The following is a 25,018-nucleotide window of genomic DNA, read 5'->3' on the forward strand; positions in this document are numbered from 1 at the left end:
GTCTAAACGCTGCCCGCCTGCTCAATGACGAGTATGCGGGCAATGCCTTGAGGGTGGGCAATATGCTCATCCCCTTCCTCTGCGTGAAAAATATCGCCGGGCTTAAGTTTCCAAAGTGTCTCTTCGCCGTTTTCACGGGTAAACATGTCAACATTTCCCTCCAACACAACAAAGACCTCTGGCCCATTATTGATATGCCATTTATATGGCTGGTCCGTCCAATGAAGGCGGACGGTCGCCTCTTTGATAAACTCGATATCCAGCGCATCCCACGCCAATTTTCCGGCAAATTCAGAGGGGACGATTTTTCGCATTGGTTTCATGCCTTTCACCGTAATCGATCATCGAGTTCATGGTTTGAGAACCGACCTCATTGCGCAATAAATTATCGATCATTTCCTGATAAATGAGCACCAGGTCTGATATCTGGTAACGGCCGCCTGCTTTATACCAGGTCCCCACACTTGTCATCATACCAAGGATCAATTTTGTTGCGACTTGCGGATCAGAAACTTTCCAGACCTGTTCCTGGTTCCCCCATTCCAGAATATGGCGAAATTGACCTTCATAGCGGTCCCGTAAGGTAACAATCTTCTGATAGTTTTCCTTATTCAGGCTTCGAAGCTCCATCGTACTGATAACAACTTCCTGCTTTCGCGAAGAGTGAAAGGAGACATGGCAGTCGACATAGGCCAGCATTGCTTTTCGAGGGGTCTCTGCCCCCTTAAGCTTTCCGTTCAACTCTTCAGACAGATCTTCCATAACGGTAAGAAGAACCTGATATAAAAAATCCTGCTTATTCTGGAAATAATTATAGAGTGACCCTGCCTGAATACCAACATCACCAGCCAGTTCACGCAATGTCATTCCTGAAAATCCTTGCTGAGACAATCGGCGTAGCCCCGCTTCGCGGAGCGCACTGAGTGTCTTCTCCCCTTTTGATCCTGCTGTTCTTGTCACGTAGCCTCCCAACTTGTGATTCCAAATAGTATCCAGATGGTTGGGGAAACAACAAGTTTTATTATGCTGACAGGGAATATATTACCGGCTTTTGACCATCCACATAGCGGTCACAAAGGGCGCTAGAACAAAAAGAATGAAAACAGGTGCAAAGCCTTTGAGAACCGCATACTGCACACTATCCTGAGATATTGGCAGATATTTAAGCCCGCTGGAAATCGCAAAGAATAAAGCGAAACCCAACAATGTACGAAAAACCCGGTGCCACAAACGACCCGAATCTAAGGGGCAGCCCGTCCAGATAAGCACAAACAAAGCCAGATTTAGTGCTAGAAACGACGCGATACGACCAACATGGCCTTCGCCGCTGAAAAGCAACCCGATCGGTAAAACAAATCCAGCTACAAACAATACCCAACTGCTGCCGGAAATTGAAAAGTTAAAGCTGTCAGTTGCGAATAGCCGCCACCAGTCCAAACGATTGAGTAGCAAGGCGCTGATCAATAGAATAAACAATCCGAGACCCATTCCCGCCAAGACATCTGCCAGAAAATGCTGAGCCAGATACATACCCGAGATCATCATCAGTGTGACCATAACAACGGCTATGACCCCAAAGCGGTTCTTACGAAAGACAATTGCAAGCCCGCCCCATAGCGCAATCGCGGAACTGGTATGACCGGATGGCAATCCGAACTGATCGGAATGTGTGGCGACGGATCGGTAAGCGTTGATGATGGTGTCGGGGAGCATTTCAAAAAAAGCAAGGGTCCCCACATCCCGCAAGGCTGCCAATCCATTCAAACCACCAAAATCGTTTAATCTCTCATCTAAAAAGAAAGGTCTTGGCAAAGAAAAAACGGTCTTCAGAATATCGGTGGAAATGATGGTAATCAGGAAAATCTGGACCAGAATAAATCCTCGTTTCAAATCAACACCCAATGCGACCAAACACAAAAGGCCAACGATAAAGGTTTGATCTCCTGTCCAGGAAACCGCCTGCATAAAACTGTCGAGCCAAGGGGCCGAAAAACTTTGCAAGAACAGGTTTATATTTGTCTGAAACATCACCCCTCCCAGATTGCTCCTTGAAGAAAGGGTGTCATAAGGATTGACTATATTCAAGTGAATACCGGACTATATCAATAAACAGTCCGGTATTCTCAGTGGTCTATTGAAGCTTGATATTCAGGCCTTCAGCTGCTTTGGTCAGCATGTTCTGCGTCTGATCGTTGCCACTTGTATATTCTTTCTGCGTTTTGGCGTCAGAAATCGTATCCCAGTTCTCAGCAATTTTTTCAGGGGTTTGCTCATCTTCTGGCAACCACATTCCAGCCGTTTCGTTAATGATCGTCCGGGCATAGGTTCCCGCGCCAGCTGTAATAATCGTCCGGTTTGGCCCCTCTTCGCCGACGAGATAAAGCAACGCGGGCGTAACAGATTCCGGTTTCAACAAATCCAGTAAATTCTCAGGCATGAGATCTTCCGTCATCCGTGTTGCTGCACAAGGAGAAAGAGCGTTCACACGAATGCCATATTTTCCGCCCTCAAGAACAAGTGTGTTCATGAGCCCGATAACGCCCATCTTGGCGGCACCATAGTTGGTCTGCCCAAAGTTACCATACAGACCACTGGAGGAAGTCGTCATGACAATGCGGCCATAATTCTGATCGCGCATCAGTGGCCATACAGCCTTGGTGCAATTCACCGCACCGTCCAGATGAACGCCCAGAACAAAATCAAAATCTTCCAGTTCAACTTTACTAAATGATTTGTCTCGCAAGACGCCCGCATTGTTCACCAGAATGTCAACACGGCCCCATTTATCCTTTGCTTCTTTCACCATTGCTTCGACCTGGGCGTAATTTGTAACGTCCGCTCCATTTGCAATAGCTTCACCGCCCATGGCCTCAATTTCAGCAACAACGGCTTTCGCAGCATCACTGGAAGCTCCGCTACCATCACGGTCTCCACCCAGATCGTTAACAACGACCTTCGCCCCGCGTTCCGCCAGCCCAAGCGCATGACACCGCCCAAGTCCGTTTCCTGCGCCTGTTACAATGGCGACTCTACCGTCAAATCGAATGCTCATTGTGTCTCCTGTTTCTTGTTTGTTTGTATGTTATTCGTCTGCCAGGAACGTCATTCCCAGCCATTCGGCGATAAGAGCTGGTGTCTTCTCACCCTTGATTTCAAGCGTAACTTCGGTTGTCGTCAGATATTGACCAGGTCGTTTTTCAACAACATCCAGCACCTTGCTTTTGACACGAATTTCCGAATTTACTTTTACCGGTGCCAAAAACCGCAGTTTATTCAAACCATAATTTACGCCCATTTTCACGTTGTCAGGCTTCGGTGTAATTTGGCTGACCAGCGGCACCAGCAGCGAAAGTGACAAAAACCCGTGGGCAATGGTTGTTCCAAACGGGGTTTCTTTAGCCCCTTCCGGATCCACATGAATAAACTGATGGTCATCCGTCGCATCGGCAAATTTATTAATCCGGTCCTGATCAACCTTCATCCACTCACTCGGGCCATATTCGGCTCCTTTTGAGGCAATAAATTCTTTTTCTGAAATTGTCGCGGGCATGTCTCTCTCCCTGGTTGGAGTTATTGTTTTTTTACCGGCCTTAGCCTCTTACGCGGGCAACGATAATCAATTTTGACAAAATATCAAAAAATAAAATCTTTGTTTCACTGCCTATCTCGTTAAACTACACAAAGAATGCAGAACAGATTGGAATTATCGGTGATCGTTTACAAAGAATATGACCAAAGCAGTTTGGATGCTGAATATAACAATCAGGCCAAAGTCAGTAATTTCATGTCATATGTCAAAGAGTGGAATGCCCTTTGTGATACCACCCTGCATGAATATCAAGACCATGTGACCTATTGCTATGACGAAGGCTCTGGGCAAAAGCTTGACCTGATCTACCCCAGCGATCGACCAAATAACCCCTGCCCGGTACAGATTTTCTTTCACGGCGGCTATTGGAAAGCCCTTTCAAAGGACAACTTTACGTTTGTGGCCCGCGCGTTTGCAGAACATGGAATAGCAACAGCAATTGTCGATTATGGGCTTATTCCAATGGTAACAATGCAGGAACTTGTCACACAGTGCCGTCGGTCTGTTGCCTTTCTTTATGCCCATTCAGAAGCTTTGGGTCTGGATGCGGATCAAATCCATGTCAGCGGACATTCCGCCGGGGGGCATTTGGCAGCCATGTGTCTTGCGACAGACTGGACGGACCTGGACGCTTCGCTTCCCGCGCAGATCATAAAGTCAGCGGTCGGTGTCAGTGGTCTTTATAACTTGCTGCCGATCAAATTATGCTTTCTGCAGGCTGATTTAAAACTTGATATGGAAACCGTTGCGCAAATGAGCCCGGTTAATAGAAACGAGCCAAAAAGCGGCCTGATGCATCTTGTTGTTGGTAGCAAAGAAGGTGACGAATATCTGGCCCAAAGCAACGCAATGCACGATGCCTGGCCTGAAAAAAGCACAATGCCGCAGATCCTTTCCCCCTATAATCATTTTAGTATCATGTCCTCTTTGGCGGATCCGAGTAGCGAACTTGCGCGCCTTATCCGTCACTCAATGAATTTGGACTGACATACCCTTAAATCACGGACAACACGATGACAGCAAAACCCTGTATTCTGGTTACGAGAAAACTGCCTGACGATGTAATGGCGCGGCTCTCGGCTGGTTATAACGTCATTGAAAACGAAAATGATGAAACACTTTCCTCAGATGAAATTATCAGTCGGGCGTCGTCTGCTGATGCAATCCTGTGTGGTCCCACTGATCTCTTTAACAAAGAAGTTCTGGACCAATTGCCAGACCGGCTGAAAATGATTACCACCTTTTCCGTTGGCTATGATCATATTGATGTGCCCGCGGCATTTAAAAACGGGATCCAACTTGGCAACACCCCGGATGTATTAACTGACGCAACGGCCGATATCACGCTCCTGTGTCTATTAGGTGCGGCTCGGATGGCCCATTCATCCGCCATGGCATTACGGGAAGGACGCTGGCAAAAATGGGCAACAACACAGTTTCTTGGCATTCATGTCAGCGGTAAAAGGCTTGGCATACTGGGAATGGGACGGATCGGTCAGGCGGTGGCTCGGCGTGCGCGGGGCTTCGATATGGAAATCCATTATCATAACAGGAACCCGGTCACGGATGCCCGTGGTCTGGAAGATGCGATTTACCATGACAGCCTTGAAAGCCTTCTGGGGCAAAGTGACTTCTTTTCCATCAATTGCGGCCTTTCAGATCAGACCTTTCATCTGATCAACAATGAGACAATTGATCTGCTTCCGAAGGGTGCCGTCATTGTAAATACTGCCAGAGGTCCGATTATTGATGATATTGCCCTTATCAACGCCCTGAAATCTGGCAGGATCGCCGCAGCGGGGCTTGATGTCTTTGAAAACGAGCCTACCCTGAACCCCGGCTATCTGGCACTGGAGAACCTTTTCGTTTTACCTCATATCGGCAGTGCGACGATTGAAACCCGAAACGCGATGGGTTTTAAATGTATCGATAATCTGGATGCTTTTTTTTCGAATAAGCCCATTCCAAACCCGATTACACTTTAGGATGTTGGAGTAATCAAACCGTTCTTGGTTAGAAGATATTTGTCCAAAGCGCCATATTCGTTACTCATGCGCCAGGACAGAAGCTTTTGCGCATAATCCAGAACGACCGCCTGATAGTCTGGTTCTTCGGCCAGATTATGCATCTCGTCCGGATCATTCTGCAAATCGAACAATAGCGGTGGCAAGGCTGCGAAATGGACATATTTAAAACTCTCATCCCGATAGACGAGAAGACTGCACTCTTCATGGCTGAGGCCCAGTTCTTTTTCAATTGCCCCTTTTTCCAGATCTCTGAAATCATACAACCAATGAACCGCATCCCGCCACTTGTCCGGGATTTCACCTTTTAGCCAAGAAGTCAAAGACCGGCCGTCACATTGTGCCGGAATTGGAAGCCCGATAAGATCAAGGATGGTCGGCGTCACATCGACTGATTCAGTGAACGCCTGAACAGAATGCCCTCGTATCCCGTTCCAACTTGCTGGCGGCTTGATGATTAAAGGGATATGAAAACTTTGATCATAAAATCCCAGTTTTCCAAACAGGTGATGGTCTCCAAGCTGCTCACCGTGATCGGCTGTCACAACAATCAGAGTATCGTCATACTTACCTGTTTCTTTAAGTTCAAAAAGTAACGCTCCGATATTATTGTCCACCTCTGACACCAGCGCCGAATAGGTGGCCCGGATCTGTTGAACATCCGCTTTCTCTAGGTCTTTTGTCAGACCCGTTCCGGTCATATAAAAGGTACCTTGACGGATTGAATTAAGCGAACTTTGAAGGAACGGATGTGTTTGGGCGACATTATCAACATCACCAAAATCAATAGGATCTTTCATATCCGATGGGCGATACATCAAATGGTAATCCGGGCTGGCGATAAACGGTGGATGCGGTCTTAAATAACTGAGATGGCAAAAGAATTTATCCTGCCGATCAAAGGTCATATACTCCAGCGCCCGCTGGGTAAGCCAGGCTGTCTCGCTATGCTCTGACTTAAAAACCGTAGGCGCTTTTGTAACATGCTCACCGTCTTTCAACGAATAGGACGGATCAGGATGATAAATATCATACCCTGTTCTATTTACTGAATATCCCTGCTCTTTTAAGAATGATAGCCATGGCGTACCCTCTTCCGACAGACAAACCCCGACATCAAATCCCGGCAAAATACCTTCGTAACTTCGTAACGCAGGATCATCAGGGGCCCGATATCTTGGATCGGCTGATGTATCTGTGTAACCAAACAAAGTCGGGTTATAGCCCGCTTTTCGCGCTTCCAGAGCAATATTGGTAAGAGTCTCGTTTAGCGGGGTTCCGTTTCTGATGGACCGATGATTACTTGGATACATCCCCGTATGTAAGGTCGCCCGTGAAGGACCACAGGGCGCAGAGCTTGTATAATGATGTCTAAATAACACGCCCTCTTTCGCTAGTGAATCCAAATGGGGTGTCCGGATAAAATCGCTTCCATTTGCACCAAGCCAGTCGGCGCGCCATTGATCGATCGTAATAAACAATATGTTCATTTTATATTATCCAACCGTCGCAGTCTGAATGGATTTTACGATTTCAACAGATAACTGACGCAACAATTTGCTCATATCGGCTGCGTAGGCGCTGTAATCATTGATGACAGATACCTTTTCGAAACGGGCCGCATCTCTACCCAAAAGTTTATTATCCAAAAGACGTTTAACATTCCAACTGACAGTAAGCTTAGCCTTGCCTGTGTCATCTTGTATGAATTCACGGATTTCGATGGAAACCTGCAAACTGTTTTCTGATGGGTGAAAATTTGCTGGATAGGCAAAAACCTGCTGCGGGCGAAGAAGCATCGATACATTTTCGATTAATACCCGTTTCACACTTTCCTGAACAGGTTCTGCCCAGTGATGAAGGTCCGCCACAACCAATGTATTACCCGAACCAATAGTGACCATTTGAGGCCGATCTACATATCCCGGAATTTCAACCGGTCCAATGCCAATTTGGATTTGAGCGGGCACCTCCCCAACAGGTGCTTCATTGCTGGCTGGTGAGCCCCCGCTTAAAACATAAAACTGAGTCGGTGCCGATGGTGTAATCACACTGCATCCGGACACGCCAAATACCAGCAACGCAATCAGCAGATATTCTAAAGGAAGTTTTGAAACCAATTTAGTCATGACTAGTTATTCTTTCCGCTCAGCAGAGAGCTAGGATTGCGTTCTAGAAAATCTGCGAGATTACGCACAGACCGACTGGCTGCGGCAAGCTCCCGAAGCATTATGGACAGGTCATATTTCAATGGGGACCCATCCTTCAATAACGCATCAGCGTTCTTGAACAATGACGTTGCCGTGCCTAGAGTTTCATCCACCCTTTGCAACGCAACGCGAGTATCTCCGACAGTCGCTTCGATCGAAGGCAAGGTATTCTTGTCAATATTGTCGATCATCGATCGAACCGAAACGGCCAACTTACTGTAGTCTTTAATCGCCCGGTCCAGATCACCCGAATTTACAATCCGCTCTAACCCCTCCGCTGTGTTCAGAAAAGACTGAGAAATACGATCGATGGGCAACCGTTCGATCTTTTCAACAAGATGTGTAAGCGATGTTGTGATCTCTTCCAGTTCCATCGGCAATGTTGGGATTTCGTTGATCTCTTCGCCTCTGGCACGATAAAGGGCTGGTTTATTGGGAAACATATCCAGATCCACAATCAATTGACCAGTCAGAAAATTAGCGGATTTCAACCTAGCCCTAAGACCCCGTTCAATAAGCAGTTGTAGAACTTCACCGCGTATCTTTTCTGCCTCCAATACCGAGTAAATTTTATTCTCGCTTCCCGCGATTTTCACCCGTTGAGGCTCAATATCAATAATTACGGGGAGAAAATAATCACCCGTATCCTGATTAAATTCCAGATTGATCTGGCGAACCGAACCAATTTTCATACCTTTAAATTCGACGGCAGCACCGACTTCCAAGCCGCTTACAGAACCATCGAAGTACAAAATGTAGCTCACACGTTCTGTATATTTTGCCTCCTCCATGGCATTGCGGCTTTTATAAAGGGCAAATTCGCGCCCTTCCTCTGCAACCCATGTGTCCTTAAACAATTCAGGCGTTTCAAATTCAACCGCACCTGACAACAAGGTTTCAAAAGACTCTGATCCAACTTCAATACCCGATGTCGACAACGATACAGTCACCCCTCCGGCATCCCAGAAGCGGGACCCTTCTTGAACCAATTCATGATAAGGGGCCTCAACAAACGCATATAATTCAACCGACTGTTTATCCTCAGCCAATTTATGGCCCAGTATTTTACCAACCCGTATGCCGCGATAAATAATCGGAGTGCCCCGTTTACTATTCCCAAGGCGTTCGGTTCGCAAAAGAAATTCCCGGCCTGCTGTACTGGAGGTAATAACCGGTGCCGTATCCAAGCCGACAAAATCAAATTTTTCCTCGCCCCCATCGCCTGGATCAATTTCCAGATAAGCCCCTGACAACAAGGTTTCCAATCCAGAGATACCCTCCAGACCAATTGCCGGAGCCACAACCCAGAACCGGGCTGTATCGGTCAAATATTTTTCCGCAAATTGCTGAACAGAAACAATAACCCGGACATCACTTTCTTCATCTGGAATTTCAATCCGGTCAACGATGCCAATAACGACATCTTTATATTTCAAGGGTGTTTTGCCGGCCTCCATCCCACGTGCGGTCTGAAGTGAAATACTGATTTCCGGACCTTTTTCACTGACCGTTTTCACGACAAGCCAACCGGCGACAGCAATGGCGATCAAAGGGACGAGCCAGATACTCATCAATCCGGCATAGCCTTTTTTCACAACAGGCCGCTGCCCTTCAACATCATTCATGTCTTCAACCATTTTTCTTTTGATCCAATCGATCCCAAATCAGACGCGGATCAAATGTCATTGCTGCCAGCATCGTAAGGATAACCACCACGGCAAACGCCAATGCCCCAACTTCAGGCTCCACCGTTGCAAGCGCCTTTAGTTTCACGATAGCGGCAAGAATTGAAATCATAAAGACATCAATCATTGACCATCGGCCGATCGTTTCAATAAACCGGTATAACTTCGTCCGTTCAACCGCCCGCCATTTCACGTTCATATGCACAGAGATGACAAGATAGAATAATGCAATAATCTTGAAAATCGGCACAAATACACTGGCAATAAAAACGACCACAGCCACCACCCACTGACCAGTCGCAAAGAGCGTAAAAATACCACTGAGTATGGTTTCACTTTTTTCTTCACCAAACGATATCAATGTCAGAATGGGATAAAAATTGGCGGGAACATAAAAAATTGCCGCGGCTACTAGCAGAGCAAACGTGCGTCTTAAGCTGTTCTTTTTTCGGCTGCTGATGACAGCATGACACCGCGGGCACATCGGATAGGAAGGATCATACCGCCCCTTCTCTATCAACAAATGACAGGTTGGACAGGAAATTGCGCCAATTTGCTTCGCGGTTGTCATCAACGTTTTTGTCCCCGAACCAATGCCAGGCGTTCCCACAAGATGTCCTGATCCAACGAAATGTACGCCATGACGGTAGCCGCGACCATACACATGAACGCAATCATGGAAAGTCCGATATTTACTTCCGCAAAATCACCAAGCTTCACAAACGCAACCATGATCCCCAGGACAAATATTTCAGCCATCGCCCATGGGCGGACATGTTCCAGCATTCGGATCTGGGTTTCAGGCCACAAAGGCGTAACACCCAATTTTAAGGGTAGAAGAATTCCGATCAGAAAAAGCAGAACCAGCAGCGGAGCAAGCGCGCTCGAAATCAAAACAAGGATACCCAACATCCAGTAACTGGAATCTAAAAACTCCACCGCCCCATCGATAAGCCGGTTGACCTGCATGTTTCCGTTCATTTCGAAAATCAGGATCGGGAACAGGTTAGCCAGAAAAAAGAAGATCAAACCCGTTGCGGCAAACGCCAGTGGTCGGTTCAGCCCATTGAGTTGATGACGGAACAAAATGGCATCGCATCGACAGCAACGCCCAATGTCCCCGGAATCCAATTCGGGAGCTGCATGCAAGAGATCGCATTCCGGACAAGCGATCAACGCTTTCTGGGTTTCGTTCCGTATTTTCTTCACGCGCCCCTCAATCGTCCTTTCTCATCAAAAAAAGACTTCTTAGATTAAAATAGAAGGAATTATCGACTTTGCATCAAATATTTACACGGCACCAACTGCCATTCGATTGATTTTGATAGTCAAAAGTGAAATTCATCACTTTTTTTGAAGAATATACATTAATACACATACTTTTTGTGTGAAATATAGCTGTTTACCCTTGTAGAGGGCCTTAAAAGCCTATAACTGCTTAGGGCATAGAAACTCTTTTTTTCTTAAATTCCTTGAGTAGGCAGGCAAATATGAGCCGTTCACGACTATCCCACCTCCGTCAACTTGAAGCGGAAAGTATTCATATTTTTCGCGAAGTCGCCGCTGAATTTCAGAAGCCTGTCATGCTTTACTCCGTGGGAAAAGACTCCTCTGTCCTGATGCACCTTGCGCGAAAAGCGTTCTACCCCTCGCCTGTTCCTTTCCCGTTGCTGCATGTTGACACGACCTGGAAATTCAGGGAAATGATCGAATTTCGGGATAAAATTGTAAAAGAATATGGTCTGGACCTGTTAATCCATATTAATGAGGATGGCGTCGAAAAAGGGATTGGGCCGTTTACACACGGCTCCGCCCTTCATACCGATGTGATGAAAACAGAAAGCTTGAAGCAGGCGCTCGACCATTACAAGTTTGACGCCGCATTTGGTGGTGCCCGCCGCGATGAGGAAGCCTCACGCGCGAAAGAACGGGTCTTTTCCTTCCGGTCTGAAAATCACCGCTGGGATCCTAAAACCCAGCGCCCGGAATTATGGAACCTGTATAACGCCCGTGTCAGAAACGGGGAAAGTATCCGGGCTTTCCCACTCTCTAACTGGACGGAACTGGATATCTGGCAATATATCTATCTGGAAGAGATCCCGATCGTGCCGTTATATCTTGCTAAAGAGCGCCCTGTTGTTGAACGGGATGGAATGCTGATCATGGTTGATGACGACCGAATGCCATTGAAAGAAGGTGAAACGCCTCAGATGAAATCTGTACGTTTCCGGACCCTTGGCTGCTACCCGCTTACAGGCGCTGTTGAATCAACTGCGAACACCCTGCCTGAAATCATTCAGGAAATGCTGGTGGCGCGAACATCCGAACGGCAAGGCCGATTGATCGATAAAGATCAATCCGGATCGATGGAGAAGAAAAAGCAGGAAGGTTATTTCTAATGGGCATTCAAATGAAAACGTCAAACCATGAAATTGACCTTTATCTTAAATCGCAGGAAGAAAAAGGCATGCTGCGCTTCATCACCTGCGGAAGCGTTGATGATGGTAAAAGTACATTGATCGGGCGGTTGCTCTGGGATTCCAAACTGTTGTTTGAAGACCAGCTGGCAACCCTGACAGCGGAAAGCAAACGCGTCGGCACCCAAGGCGGCAATATTGACTACGCACTATTGCTTGATGGTCTTCAGGCTGAACGCGAACAAGGCATTACTATTGATGTGGCCTATCGGTTCTTCGCAACTGATAAACGAAAATTTATTGTCGCGGACACACCGGGACATGAACAATATACTCGCAATATGGTGACCGGCGCGTCCACCGCCGACATCGCGGTGATCCTGATTGATGCGCGCAAAGGGGTGCTGACACAAACCATGCGGCACAGCTTTCTGGTTTCTCTACTGGGCATTCGTAAAGTCGTCCTGGCCGTGAACAAAATGGACTTGAAAGGCTATGACGAAAAAACCTTTCATCAGGTGGTTTCGGATTATGAGAATTTTGCAAACCAATTGGGCTTTGAAGAAATTCAGGCAATCCCGCTATCGGCACTGAACGGTGACAATATTGCGTCTACCAGCACAAAAATGCCTTGGTATTCCGGCCCCTCGCTCATTCAATATCTGGAAACTGTGCAGATTGACGAAGACCGGGACAGCAAACCCTTTCGCCTTCCAGTTCAATGGGTTAATCGACCCAACCTCGATTTTCGTGGATTTTCAGGAACCATTGCCAGCGGTACAATCCGGGTAGGCGATCCTGTTGTAGAGCCAGCATCAGGACAAACCAGTTCCGTTAAAGAAATCGTGACCTTTGATGGTAATCTGGACGAAGCCATTGCAGGACAGGCCATTACACTGACGCTGGAAGATGAAATTGATATCAGCCGCGGTGATATGATCTGCGCGCTTCAGGATCGTCCAGCAACAGCCGACCAATTTGAAGCCAAGCTTGTCTGGATGGGGGAAGAAGAATTACTGCCCAGCCGGAATTACATCTTGAAACTGGGCACAAATTCAACCACCGCCCGAATAAGTTCGCTTAAATATAAAGTGAACATCAACACGCTGGAACATACGGCAACCAAAACCCTTGCCCTCAACGAAATAGGAATTTGCAATCTGGCCCTTGATAAGCCGATTTCGTTCGATCCATATGCGGAAAACCGCGAGACCGGTTCCTTTATCCTCATTGATCGTTTTACCAATGCAACAGTCGGTGCCGGTGTCATTGATTTTGCCTTGCGACGGGCTGACAATATCCATTGGCAATCCGTGGATATCAATAAAGAAGCCCGAGCCGAACAAAAAGGACAAAAATCTTCTGTCCTCTGGTTTACGGGGCTATCAGGCTCCGGAAAATCAACAATTGCCAATCTGGTCGAGAAAAAACTGTTTAGCCAAGGCAAGCATACTTACCTGCTGGACGGGGACAACGTACGCCACGGGCTGAATAAAGATCTTGGATTTACAGATGCTGATCGGGTTGAAAATATTCGTCGGGTGGGCGAAACAGCGAAACTTTTTGCTGATGCCGGATTGATTACGCTGGTGTCGTTTATCTCTCCCTTCCGCAGCGAACGACAGATGGCCCGCGGTCTTCTGGAGGAAAGTGAATTTCTTGAGGTGTTTATTGATACGCCGATCGAAATCTGTGAAGAGCGGGATATCAAGGGTCTGTACGCAAAAGCAAGAGCCGGCGAAATTAAAAACTTTACCGGAATTGATTCAGATTATGAACGCCCGGAAAACGCAGAAATCGTCATTGATGGCGCACAAATGACGGCTGAGGAAGCAGCCGACAGTATCATCGACTATTTAAAAGAAAAGCGCTTTATCTAAGCGCCTTTCAGCAAACTCATCAAATAAGCGCCATACCCGCTTTTTAACAGCGGGGTGGCCAAGGCTTCCAGTTGATCAGGGGTTATATAACCTCTTTGATAAGCGATTTCTTCAGGGCAGGCGACTTTCAGTCCCTGCCTTTTTTCGATGGTTTGAACAAACGACGACGCATCCATCAGGTGATCATGGGTCCCCGTATCAAGCCAGGCGCTGCCGCGCCCCAGATGTTCCATATGAAGCTGGCCTTTTTCGAGGTAAAGGCGGTTCAAGTCGGTAATTTCCAATTCACCCCGGGCACTAGGCTTAAGATTTTTTGCCATCTCCACAACCTGATTGTCATAGAAATACAATCCCGTAATCGCAAAGTTTGATTTCGGATTGACCGGTTTTTCTTCGACACCAATGACCCGCCCCTCGCGATCAAACTCGGCGACACCATATGCTTCGGGGTTGGAGACGTGATATCCAAAAATAGTGGCCCCATCCGTTCTAGCGGCTGCACTTTTCAACAGTTTGGTAAATTGGGTCGCATAAAAAATGTTATCGCCCAGGATCAACACGGATGGATCATTACCGATATGTGCTTCTCCGATCGTAAAAGCCTGCGCCAACCCATCGGGGGACGGCTGCACGGCGTAAGTGATCGAAATGCCCCATTTTTCACCATCCCCTAACAGACGCTGAAAAAGATATTGTTCTTCGGGTGTGGTAATGATCAGAATATCCCGAACGCCGGCAAGCATCAGGGTAGTCAAAGGATAATATATCATCGGTTTGTCATATACCGGCATAAGCTGTTTGCTTACACCCAGTGTCAGCGGATGAAGCCTTGACCCCGTTCCCCCTGCCAGAATTATTCCCTTATGCGCCATTTCCGTTACCCCTCGTTCGTCAGATTAAACACAACAGGCCCCCTAGCCTGTTAAGCTCTAAGTACATGCATGGGTTAAACTAAACCCGCTATGACTTGATCCAATTGTATTCATACCCGATATTTAGGATATAAACTATTAACAATCCGAAAAGAGCCCGAATGACAACAGTTGAAAAATGGCTACTGACAGAAGGCCGTCTGATTCCAGAAGTGCTGGATTTCATTGAACAACTTTGCGAACGGATCAACCAATCGGGTATTTCACTTTCTCGGCTTCGGATCGGAGTGCGGACTATTCATCCGCAAAATGATATCTGGGCCTATACCTGGACAGATGAAGATAAAAAAGCAAAAATCTGGGGGGCCGCCCATGGCATTCGTTCAACAGACAGTTACTTCGGAAGTCCCGCGGAATACGTACACTCTCAGAACAAACCGTTCCGAAAGACCCTGACAGATCTTGATCCGGATAAAGACCATCCTGTTCTTTTCGAACAACGGGATGCGGGACAAACGGACTATATTATGTTTCCCATGCCTTTCATGGATAGAAGCAAGGCATTAATCTCTTATGTTACTGCCGATCCGGCCGGATTTTCAAACGAAAACCTGACAGAACTTGGTCGACTAATTGACTATATCGCACCAATAATGGAAATCCATTCAACCCGTGAAGTCGCCATCACATTGCTGAATACATACCTTGGCCGCAGATCAGGAAAGCAGGTTATGAATGGGCAAATCCAGCGGGGTACAGGAGAAACGATTGAAGCGGCCCTCTGGTTTAGTGATATCCGTGGATATACACAGCTTTCAGAAGAACTTGCCCCCTCCGAAGTCTTCTCGCTCCTGAACACTTATTTTCAAATTTTATCTGATCTTGCATTGGAATATGGCGGCGAGGTTCTAAAATTTATCGGTGACGCTGTCTTAATCATTTTCCCTGTCGATCAGAAAATGAACGCTCAGCAAGCCTGCGAGAATGCTGTCCATGCCGCACAGGATGCCTTCAAACAGTTTGAATTGGAAAACAGAAAACGGGCTTTGAAAATACAGCCTCTTATTGATTCCGGTGTGGCGCTTCATTTCGGAGAGGTAGTATATGGCAATGTCGGTGCCATCGATCGTCTGGACTTCACGGTAACAGGACCGGCTGTCAATCTGACGGCGCGTTTGGAAGAATTGACCAAAGAAACCAAGGAACCTCTTCTTTTATCGGCTGCCCTTGCAAATCAACTCACAATACCCACCAAACATATCGGGACCTTCCCTCTAAAAGGGATCCGCGAAGCAACCCCGGTTTTCATCCTTGCCGATTAACGATCGTGTCTTGGAATGACTTTCCAATTCGCGTAAAAAAGAAATCACAAAAAATTATTCCACCCAAGGGATTAAAATAATGAACCACACCTCCGCGTCACCAAAAACACAAAAATGGCAGTTTTGGGTAGATCGCGGGGGTACCTTTACGGACCTTGTCGCCCGCACGCCATCCGGGGCAATCAAAACGCATAAGCTGTTGAGCGAAAACCCTGAACAATATGAAGACGCGGCGATAGAAGGCGTTCGGCAGCTTCTAGGTATAGAAAAAGGCCACGCGATCCCGGCTGACCTGATTGATGCTGTCAAGATGGGAACAACGGTTGCAACCAATGCCCTGTTGGAAAGAAAGGGCGAAAGAACCCTTCTCGTAACAACAAAAGGGTTTCGCGACAGTCTTAGAATTGGATACCAAACACGGCCCCGATTATTTGATTTGAAAATCACTCTTCCTGAAATGCTGTACGAAACCGCCATCGAAGTAACAGAGCGAATTGGCGCACGCGGCGAAGTCATAACACCATTGGATAAAGAGGACGCCAGACAAAAATTTCAGGCCGTCTTTGATACCGGTATCAAGGCTTGTGCCATCGTTCTGATGCATGGCTACCGATATACGCAGCACGAAGCAGAATTGGCGAAAATTGCTGCTGAAATCGGGTTCACCCAGATTTCGACCAGTCACGGAACAAGCCCTCTGATGAAACTGGTCAGTCGCGGCGATACAACCGTTGTCGATGCCTATCTCTCGCCCATTCTTCGGCGCTATGTGGATCAGGTTGCCACTAAACTGGGAGATAGCCAGTTGATGTTCATGCAGTCCAATGGCGGACTGACAGACGCTCATTTCTTTCAAGGCAAAGATGCAATCCTGTCGGGCCCTGCCGGGGGTGTTGTTGGCATGGTTCAAACTTCTGCCCTTGCCGGTTTTGAGAAGGTCATCGGATTTGACATGGGAGGGACGTCAACCGATGTCTCTCATTATGGCGGCGAGCTGGAACGCACTTTTGAAACAGAAGTCGCAGGCGTTCGGATGCGGGCACCAATGATGCTGATTAATACGGTTGCGGCCGGTGGTGGCTCCATTCTTCATTTCGACGGCGCCCGCTATCGGGTCGGACCTGACAGTGCCGGGGCTAATCCTGGGCCTGCATGCTATCGCAAAGGCGGCCCTCTAACCGTCACCGATTGCAATGTTATGCTTGGTAAACTAAATCCGGATTTCTTCCCGCCTGTTTTTGGCCCCAATGCAGATTTGCCGTTGGATGCTGATATCGTCCGAGAAAAATTCCAAGCCTTAACGGCCAAAATTAACGAAAGTACCAACAGTAACAAAACACCGGAAGAAGTTGCGGAAGGATTTCTCTATATTGCCGTTGAGAATATGGCCAATGCCATCAAGAAAATATCGGTCCAGCGCGGCTATGATGTATCCGAATATGTCCTGACCTCTTTTGGTGGGGCCGGTGGGCAACATGCCTGCATGGTTGCGGACAGTTTAGGCATCAAAAAAATTCTTCTTCATCCTTATGCAGGTGTTCTTTCCGCCTTTGGCATGGGGCTAGCCGATTTGCGAATTATGAAAGAACAGGCCGTCGAACAGGAACTAACCTCAGAAAACCTAATCTCCATTCAGACTGTTTTGGACGAATTGGCAGATAACGGAACAAAAGAGATGCAAGCACAGGGGGTACTCCCTGTTCGCATTCTTGCCGAAAAAAAACTCCACATTCGGTATGATGGATCAGATACGAGCCTTGTTGTTGATAACGATACACTGCAAAATGTCCGAGACAGATTTGAAATCGCTCACAAGCAGCGTTTTGGCTTTATCAGCCCCGACAAAACTCTAATTGTCGAGGCCGCTTCGATCGAGGTCATCGGAAAATCAGAAGAAGTTTCGCTGCCCCTGCTTGAAAAGCTCGAGAGGCCCCCTACCCTGACGGCCATAGCAACGCATCCGTTATTCACCGGAAACAAGCATCATCGCTGCCCCTTTTATGAAAGGGAAACGCTTGTTTTCGGTCAAACGGTTACGGGCCCTGCCGTTATTGTCGAAAAAACCGGAACAACGGTGGTCGAGGAGGGTTGGCAGGCTGAATTAAACAACCGCTCCGATCTGGTGCTAAGTCGCGTTGTACCTCTTGAGCGCGTGCAGGCAATTGGTACGACTGTCGACCCTGTTATGCTTGAAGTCTTTAACAACCTTTTCATGAATGTCGCCGAACAGATGGGCACTGTTCTGGAAAAAACCGCGTTTTCCGTCAATATTAAGGAACGGCTCGATTTCTCCTGCGCTGTTTTTGATCTAAAGGGTGATCTCATTGCCAACGCCCCTCATATGCCGGTTCATCTGGGGTCAATGTCGGAAAGCATCAAGTCCGTTATGCGTAAACATGGTCCGACCATGAAGGCAGGAGATGTATTCGTTCTGAATGCACCCTATAACGGCGGAACCCATTTACCCGATGTCACTGTTATTACGCCGGTTTTTGACGAGGACGGAAAAGACATTCTGTTTTATGTGGCCAGCCGGGGGCACCATGCCGATATCGGTGGCCTGACCCCAGGCTCCATGCCCCCCGACAGCCGACGGGTAGAAGAAGAAGGCGTGTTGCTGGATAACATTCTGCTGGTCGACGGCGGCCGGTTTCTCGAGGACGAAATGACGGCCATTTTGAAGTCTGGCGAATATCCGTCACGGAATACACACCAGAATATTGCGGACCTAAAAGCCCAGATCGCAGCTTGCGAAAAAGGAATACAGGAACTTCGAAAAATGGTGGACCATTTTGGCTTGGACGTGGTGCACGCTTATATGGGGCACGTTCAGGATAATGCGGAAGAATCTGTCCGGCGGGTTCTGGATGTTTTAAAAGAAGGATCCTTCACCTATCCAATGGATGACGGATTTGAAATTGTCGTCTCTGTAACAATTGACCGGAAAACCCGATCTGCCGTCATTGATTTTACCGGCACCAGCGGCCCTCATCCAACAAACTATAACGCGCCCAGAGCCGTAACCACTGCTGCTGTTCTTTATGTTTTCAGATGTTTGGTTGATAGTGATATCCCGCTGAATGCGGGTTGCCTGAAACCGCTTGATATTATTGTTCCGGACGGCTGCATGCTTTCCCCCGAATACCCGTATGCCGTTGTCGCGGGTAATGTGGAAACTTCGCAATGCATAACGGATTGCCTGTTTGGTGCATTGGGTGTAATGGCCGCGGCCCAAGGCACGATGAATAACTTCACTTTCGGAAATGAAACCTACCAATATTATGAAACGATCTGCGGCGGATCTGGTGCGGGGCCAGATTATGACGGAACAAGTGCTGTTCATACCCATATGACAAATGCCCGCCTTACCGATCCAGAAATTCTGGAATGGCGTTTTCCTGTCACACTTGAAAGCTTTGAGATCCGAAAAGGTTCAGGTGGCAAAGGCCGTCATGTTGGCGGAGATGGCACTTTGCGCAAAATAAAATTCCACGAAGCGATGACAGCCGCCATTCTCTCCAGCCACCGTAAAGTCCCGCCTTTCGGCCTTGACGGCGGGGAAAACGGAGAGCCCGGCAATCAATGGGTGATCCGAAAGGACGGCTCGAAAGAAGCTTTGGAAGGACGGGATAAAACAGAAATGGCCCCCGGCGATACATTCGTTATTCAGACCCCAACGGGAGGAGGCTATGGGCGCGAAAATTAGCGTCAGCGCCCCCCTTACGGCTTGGAATCGAAAGGTGGCCGGTGTTTCAGCAACTCATCTTCTGAACAATCATGGTGCCTGTCATCAGGTCCAGATGGGCACCGCCGCCATTTTTGAAAACAGTGATGTCAGAAGAATGGCGACGTCCTTCGCTACCATTGCACAGATCGGTAAGATCGCCCATGATATCCGCTTCGTTAATAACGCCCGCCGCCATCGGGATCATCAGCTCGCCAATTTCACCGATCGTCGTTTCTCGTGCGTCTACAAAGATTTTGGCTTTTTGCATCAAGATATCATCGGCTTCGCGCATGTCTGGCCGATAGGCACCGATCAGGTCCACATGGGTACCCGGTTTGACCCACTCTCCTTTTAGGACAGGATCCTTGGACAGAGTTGCCGTTGAAATAATATCTGCGGCTGCCGCTGCTTCGGCCAAATCAGTGGCAACGTGAACAGGAAACCCTTCAGCCAGCATTTCCTTGGCAAACTCGTCAGCTTTTTCCTGGGATCGAGCCCATATAGTGAAGGTTTCAATACTGGGAAAAACTTCGTGGTAAGCTTGAAGGAGCGTTTTGGCCACCGTCCCCGCCCCCACGACCAGATAGGATTTCGGATCATCAGCGGCGAGCAAACGAGCCCCTAGAACACTATCTCCTGCGGTTTTCCATTTCGTTACCAAAGGGCCATCAACGATTGCGGTCAACGCACCGCTGCTGCTATCGAAAAGCAACATCGCGCCTTGAATTGAAGGTTCCGGAGGTTGTTTTTGGGTATTTTCAGGAAACACAGTCACAGATTTCAAGGCCAATCCCACACCATCAATCCATGCGCCACGGCTCAGCAGACTTCGATCGCCTTTTGAAAGCAGCAAATCTCCAATTTCAGCTTTTTCCAGCTTATGACCGGCATACAGCGCATCCGCTGTTTCTTTCCAACTTAATCTGTTATCCGCGGCGTCAAAGCTAATGAATTGCATTCTGATTTTCCCGATATTTTTGATCGGGAGAGATTAGTCATCCAACCTCTAAACAGCAAGCGAGTGTTCCTCACAAAGAGTGTTATTTTTTCGCAAGATACATTTTCCAGTTTTTATCAGCGTCTTTTATCCGGGCGTCAATACCGGTTCGCTCCCAGCGGTCTTTACCCGCCTGATGCCCAAAGAAATACAACCTGCCCTGATGAATAAGCCACACACCCGGATCGATGTCGGATAAATTCCCCAGACTCATCTGGTTAGAACAATATCCGCCATATTGAGGGGCATAAGCCGCCGGCTCTGCAGCGAACAGGTCGCGGCTTTGTGCGTCTGCAAACCGCCAGGTCGCCCCCTTCCATTCAAAAAAGAAGGCTTTTTGCCCTTCAATCGGGCGCTGCGACGAGTGATAGGCCGTACTGTCATAGCCCTTCAAAGCTGTTGATCCCAGATATCCGGTATTGATTTCATCAAAAGCGAAAGCGGGAGCCGCAATGAACAGAGCAATCGCAACTGATAATGACATAAAAATTCTGGAAAACATGCTTGGCTCCCTTGCCTGACCTGTTTTCCAGTTTTCAGATTTCATCCTGAAAGGGAAATCAAAATTCCGTCATTTATCGATCAATTGCGGCTACGCGACCGATCATAGCCCAAGTTGGAGGCTAGAATACGCTCCGCTTCTATCATTGATATCTGCTTGCGTTTTGCGTAATCCTCGACCTGATCTTTCGCAATTTTCCCCACACCAAAATACTGTGCATTGGGATGGGCAAAATAATAGCCGGAAACAGATGATGCCGGCATCATCGCGTAAGACTCGGTCAGCGATATTCCAATTCTGTCTTCAACTTCCAACACTTCAAACAAACCCGGTTTTTCTGAATGGTCAGGGCAGGCAGGATAACCCGGCGCGGGACGAATACCCTGATAAGCCTCTCGAATAAGTTGGGCATTTGAGAAATTTTCATCCTTCGCATATCCCCAAAGCTCCTGCCGGACATAAGAATGCATATATTCGGCTGTAGCTTCAGCAAAGCGGTCGGCCAAAGCCTTCAGCAAGATGCTGCTATAATCATCGTGGGTCCGTTCAAAATCTGCAAGCTTCCCTTCAATTCCAAGTCCCCCCGTGACGGCAAAACCACCAATATAATCAGGAACACCTGCCTCTTCGGGCGCGATGAAATCGGCAAGACAGTGATTAGCCCGGCTATTAGTCCGGTTCATTTGCTGGCGCAGGAAATGGAACCGGTGTTTCTCAGTTGTCCGGCTTTCATCTTCATATACCACCACATCATCGCCGACACTCACCGCCGGGAAAAAGCCAACAACCGCTCTAATGGTCAACCATTTTTCTTCGATGATCTTTTTTAGCATCGCCTGAGCATCATTATATAGTTCGGTTGCCGTTTCACCGACAACGTCATCCTCAAGAATCTTAGGGAAATGCCCGGCAAGTTCCCAGGTTCTAAAGAACGGGGACCAGTCAAAAAACTCAACAATCTTTGATGGATCGATGTCATCGAACTGCTTCAAACCAATAAACGTTGGTTTAACCGGTTTAAATTGATTCCAATCGATCTTGGCGCTATTTTTTCGCGCAGCCTCTATCGGAGCAAAATTATCGGGTTTCTGTTTGCGGTAATAATTCTCCCGCACCTGTTCATATTCAGCTTTAATATCCTGAACAATCGAGTTGCTGGTATCGTCACTGATTAAAGACGTGGCGACGCCAACAGCGCGCGACGCATCAGTAACATAAATCGTTGATCCTTCATATTGTGGAGCAATCTTGAGCGCTGTGTGTACTTTTGATGTCGTCGCCCCCCCAATCAACAAGGGCTTGCTAAAGTTCCCTCGCTGCATTTCCGACGCGACCGTTGCCATTTCTTCCAACGACGGCGTAATCAATCCACTCAGGCCGATGATATCAACATTTTCGGAAATCGCTGTTTCGAGGATTTTTGTATAGGGGACCATAACGCCAAGATCAATGACCTCGAAATTGTTGCATTGCAAGACCACACCTACAATGTTTTTACCAATATCATGAACGTCGCCTTTCACCGTTGCCAACAGGATTTTACCTTTTGTTGAAACTTCTCCGCCCTTTTCTTTCTCGGCTTCAATATAGGGCAAGAGGTACGCAACAGCCTGCTTCATCACGCGCGCGCTTTTAACGACCTGCGGCAGGAACATTTTACCCGAGCCGAACAAATCGCCCACAATGTTCATGCCGTCCATCAACGGCCCCTCAATAACCTGGATAGGGCGGGCAAATCCCTGGCGGGCTTCTTCCGTATCTTCTTCGATATAATCAGAAATTCCTTTTACCAGCGCATGGCTCAAGCGATCCGCCACATCAAGTTCACGCCAGGAAAGGTCCTTCACATTATCTTTTGTCTGGCCAACCGCCTGCTCGGCAACTTCCAGAAGTCTTTCTGTTGCATCCTCGCGACGGTTTAAAACCGCATCCTCGATCCGATTACGCAAATCCTCTGGAATGTCCGAATAAACAGCCAGCTGCCCCGCATTCACAATCCCCATGTCCATGCCTGCTTGCACGGCATGATACAGGAAGACAGCATGCATGGCTTCTCGCATCGGATTATTACCACGAAGCGAGAAAGACATATTCGAAACACCGCCACTGATCTTGGCGTGAGGCAGGGTTTCCTTGATGATTTTGGTGGCTTCAATATAGTCTTTAGAGAAGTTGTTATGATCATCAATCCCGGTTGCAATTGGGAAAATATTAGGATCAAAAATAATGTCTTCAGGCGGAAAGCCGACAACTTCTGTCAGTATCTTGTAGGATCGTGTGCAAATTTCGACCATCCGCTCTTTACTATCGGCCTGCCCGTCTTCGTCGAACGCCATTACGATGGTCGCGGCGCCATACCGGCGAATTTCCCGGGCTTGAGTAATGAACGCCTCTTCTCCTTCTTTAAGAGAAATTGAATTGACGACGGCTTTCCCTTGAACCGTTTTCAACCCGGCTTCAATCACGTTCCATTTCGAACTATCGATCATAACCGGAACCCGGCAGATATCCGGCTCTGAAGCGATAAGATTAAGGAATGTTGGCATGGCTGTTTCGGCCTCCAGCATGGCATCGTCCATATTGACGTCCACCACCTGCGCGCCATTCAGCACCTGATCCCGGGCAATATCCAGCGCGGTATCATAATCGCCGTTCATCACCAGCTTTTTAAACTTGGCGGAACCAGCAACATTGGTCCGCTCTCCGACATTAACGAAACCAACTGTTTCGTCCAGATAAAGCGGCTCCAGTCCAGACAGCCGTGCAATATGGTCAGCTTCAGGAATTTGCCGCGGGGTAATTGTCGATACTGCCTCGGCTATCGCCTTGATATGTTCCGGGCGCGTACCACAACATCCACCAACAATATTTACTAGGTTACTGGACGCAAATTCTTGCAACTGCTCTGCCATATAGGCGGGTGTATCATCATATTCACCCAGTTCATTGGGAAGTCCCGCATTCGGATGAACGCTTACCCCGGTCGGTGCGATTGCTGAAACAGCCTGAACATGCGGCCTCAGGTCTTTTGCCCCTAGCGCACAGTTGAACCCGATGCTGATGGGTTGGGCATGAGCCATGGACGCCCAGAATGCTTCGGCAGTTTGCCCGGACAAGGTCCGACCAGACGCGTCCGTAATGGTTCCTGAAACCATGACAGGGTACCGAACACCAACTTCATCAAAATATCGTAAGACTGCGTAAATAGCGGCTTTACAGTTCAAGCTGTCAAACACGGTCTCAATAAGGATGATATCAGCGCCGCCATCAATCAACCCCCGCAAAGCGCCATCATAAGCCGTGACGAGTTCGTCGAAAGTCACATTTCTAAAACCCGGGTCATTCACGTCCGGCGAGATGGAGGCTGTTCTATTGGTTGGTCCCAGAACACCCGCAACAAATCTTGGTTTATCGGGCGTTTTTGCAGTCCAGCGATCAGCAACTTTACGCGCCAGTTTCGCACTTTCACAATTTATGTCGTAAACCGCACTTTCCAAACCATAATCAGCCTGCGCAATCGTCGTGCCACTGAAGGTATTTGTTTCAAGGATATCAGATCCGGCAGCCATGAACTGATCATGAATATCTTCGATGACATCCGGACGGGTCAGGGTTAGCAGGTCGCTGTTGCCTTTCAGGTCAATTGGTGATGCTTTGAACCGATCCCCACGGTAGTCTTCTTCCTGCAGGGAAAAAGTCTGAATCATCGTGCCCATGGCCCCATCCAGAACAAGAATTCTATTCTTCAGGGCATTTTCGATTGTTACGTAGGAGGCAGATTTTTTCATGGGAA

The 25,018-nt window shown here is 47.9% G+C and carries 20 protein-coding genes; 6 read left to right on the forward strand and 14 right to left on the reverse strand.

Going from position 1 to position 25,018, the window contains the following annotated elements; translation table 11 throughout:
* Window positions 1-2: 2 nt before the first annotated feature.
* The 5 genes from OIR97_RS12490 to OIR97_RS12510 all read right to left on the reverse strand — a co-directional run bounded on the left by OIR97_RS12490 (window position 3) and on the right by OIR97_RS12510 (window position 3,550).
* Window positions 3-314, reverse strand: a complete 312-nt coding sequence (locus OIR97_RS12490) for a cupin domain-containing protein (RefSeq protein WP_169546040.1) — start codon at window positions 312-314, stop codon at window positions 3-5.
* Window positions 292-960 (reverse strand): TetR/AcrR family transcriptional regulator, encoded by a 669-nt coding sequence (locus OIR97_RS12495; RefSeq protein WP_169546041.1) that lies wholly within the window; start codon window positions 958-960, stop codon window positions 292-294. The genes OIR97_RS12490 and OIR97_RS12495 overlap by 23 nt, the downstream gene beginning before the upstream one ends.
* Window positions 961-1,041: 81 nt before the next feature.
* Window positions 1,042-2,028, reverse strand: coding sequence for a phosphatase PAP2 family protein (locus tag OIR97_RS12500; protein WP_169546042.1), 987 nt, complete (start codon window positions 2,026-2,028; stop codon window positions 1,042-1,044).
* A 103-nt stretch (window positions 2,029-2,131) separates the two neighbouring features.
* The gene (locus OIR97_RS12505; protein ID WP_169546043.1) at window positions 2,132-3,052 is read right to left on the reverse strand and encodes an SDR family oxidoreductase; all 921 of its coding nucleotides are present in this window, start codon (window positions 3,050-3,052) and stop codon (window positions 2,132-2,134) included.
* A gap of 30 nt (window positions 3,053-3,082) precedes the next feature.
* The gene (locus tag OIR97_RS12510) at window positions 3,083-3,550 is read right to left on the reverse strand and encodes a MaoC family dehydratase (protein WP_169546044.1); all 468 of its coding nucleotides are present in this window, start codon (window positions 3,548-3,550) and stop codon (window positions 3,083-3,085) included.
* Window positions 3,551-3,709: 159 nt separating this feature from the next.
* Between OIR97_RS12510 and OIR97_RS12515 the strand changes: the two genes are divergently transcribed.
* Together OIR97_RS12515 and OIR97_RS12520 are read left to right on the forward strand one after the other, a co-directional pair.
* On the forward strand, window positions 3,710-4,576 hold the full coding sequence (locus OIR97_RS12515; RefSeq protein ID WP_169546045.1) for an alpha/beta hydrolase: 867 nt from the start codon (window positions 3,710-3,712) through the stop codon (window positions 4,574-4,576).
* Window positions 4,577-4,602: 26 nt separating this feature from the next.
* Window positions 4,603-5,574 (forward strand): 2-hydroxyacid dehydrogenase, encoded by a 972-nt coding sequence (locus OIR97_RS12520; protein ID WP_169546046.1) that lies wholly within the window; start codon window positions 4,603-4,605, stop codon window positions 5,572-5,574.
* On the opposite strand, the gene OIR97_RS12525 is transcribed toward OIR97_RS12520, so the two are convergent.
* From OIR97_RS12525 to OIR97_RS12545, 5 genes are read right to left on the reverse strand one after another with little or no spacing between them, the layout of a single operon-like run.
* Window positions 5,571-7,103: an alkaline phosphatase family protein gene (locus OIR97_RS12525; RefSeq protein WP_169546047.1), complete on the reverse strand. Its 1,533-nt coding sequence runs from the start codon at window positions 7,101-7,103 to the stop codon at window positions 5,571-5,573. The genes OIR97_RS12520 and OIR97_RS12525 overlap by 4 nt on opposite strands.
* A gap of 6 nt (window positions 7,104-7,109) precedes the next feature.
* Window positions 7,110-7,742: a PqiC family protein gene (locus OIR97_RS12530; protein WP_169546048.1), complete on the reverse strand. Its 633-nt coding sequence runs from the start codon at window positions 7,740-7,742 to the stop codon at window positions 7,110-7,112.
* A gap of 2 nt (window positions 7,743-7,744) precedes the next feature.
* Entirely contained in the window at window positions 7,745-9,460 is a 1,716-nt protein-coding gene (locus OIR97_RS12535; RefSeq protein WP_169546049.1) for a PqiB family protein, read from the reverse strand.
* A complete protein-coding gene (locus OIR97_RS12540; protein WP_169546050.1) occupies window positions 9,453-10,079 on the reverse strand; it encodes a paraquat-inducible protein A in 627 nt (208 codons plus the stop codon). Before OIR97_RS12540 ends, OIR97_RS12535 begins: the two co-directional genes overlap by 8 nt.
* A complete protein-coding gene (locus tag OIR97_RS12545; protein ID WP_169546051.1) occupies window positions 10,079-10,717 on the reverse strand; it encodes a paraquat-inducible protein A in 639 nt (212 codons plus the stop codon). Before OIR97_RS12545 ends, OIR97_RS12540 begins: the two co-directional genes overlap by 1 nt.
* 281 nt (window positions 10,718-10,998) lie before the next feature.
* Between OIR97_RS12545 and cysD the strand changes: the two genes are divergently transcribed.
* On the forward strand, window positions 10,999-11,907 hold the full coding sequence (cysD, locus tag OIR97_RS12550; RefSeq protein ID WP_169546052.1) for a sulfate adenylyltransferase subunit CysD: 909 nt from the start codon (window positions 10,999-11,001) through the stop codon (window positions 11,905-11,907).
* A gap of 11 nt (window positions 11,908-11,918) precedes the next feature.
* Window positions 11,919-13,805, forward strand: a complete 1,887-nt coding sequence (cysN, locus tag OIR97_RS12555; protein ID WP_267177724.1) for a sulfate adenylyltransferase subunit CysN — start codon at window positions 11,919-11,921, stop codon at window positions 13,803-13,805.
* Here the strand turns inward: cysN and rfbA are convergent.
* On the reverse strand, window positions 13,802-14,677 hold the full coding sequence (gene rfbA / locus OIR97_RS12560) for a glucose-1-phosphate thymidylyltransferase RfbA (protein ID WP_169546054.1): 876 nt from the start codon (window positions 14,675-14,677) through the stop codon (window positions 13,802-13,804). The two genes, cysN and rfbA, sit on opposite strands and share 4 nt — an antisense overlap.
* Before the next feature lie 161 nt (window positions 14,678-14,838).
* Here rfbA and OIR97_RS12565 point away from each other — a divergent pair, with 161 nt between their 5' ends.
* Together OIR97_RS12565 and OIR97_RS12570 are read left to right on the forward strand one after the other, a co-directional pair.
* On the forward strand, window positions 14,839-15,999 hold the full coding sequence (locus tag OIR97_RS12565) for an adenylate/guanylate cyclase domain-containing protein (protein ID WP_169546055.1): 1,161 nt from the start codon (window positions 14,839-14,841) through the stop codon (window positions 15,997-15,999).
* Window positions 16,000-16,078: 79 nt separating this feature from the next.
* Window positions 16,079-19,705 (forward strand): hydantoinase B/oxoprolinase family protein, encoded by a 3,627-nt coding sequence (locus OIR97_RS12570; protein ID WP_169546056.1) that lies wholly within the window; start codon window positions 16,079-16,081, stop codon window positions 19,703-19,705.
* A 46-nt stretch (window positions 19,706-19,751) separates the two neighbouring features.
* Here OIR97_RS12570 and OIR97_RS12575 read toward each other — a convergent pair whose 3' ends face one another.
* The 3 genes from OIR97_RS12575 to metH form a co-directional block, all read right to left on the reverse strand.
* A complete protein-coding gene (locus OIR97_RS12575) occupies window positions 19,752-20,684 on the reverse strand; it encodes an ornithine cyclodeaminase family protein (protein WP_169546057.1) in 933 nt (310 codons plus the stop codon).
* 82 nt (window positions 20,685-20,766) lie between these two features.
* The gene (locus OIR97_RS12580; RefSeq protein WP_169546058.1) at window positions 20,767-21,207 is read right to left on the reverse strand and encodes a YHS domain-containing (seleno)protein; all 441 of its coding nucleotides are present in this window, start codon (window positions 21,205-21,207) and stop codon (window positions 20,767-20,769) included.
* A 98-nt stretch (window positions 21,208-21,305) separates the two neighbouring features.
* Window positions 21,306-25,013, reverse strand: coding sequence for a methionine synthase (gene metH, locus OIR97_RS12585; RefSeq protein WP_169546059.1), 3,708 nt, complete (start codon window positions 25,011-25,013; stop codon window positions 21,306-21,308).
* Window positions 25,014-25,018: the final 5 nt, after the last annotated feature.

Origin of the sequence: Sneathiella aquimaris (assembly GCF_026409565.1) — a bacterium.
Taxonomy (GTDB): domain Bacteria; phylum Pseudomonadota; class Alphaproteobacteria; order Sneathiellales; family Sneathiellaceae; genus Sneathiella; species Sneathiella aquimaris.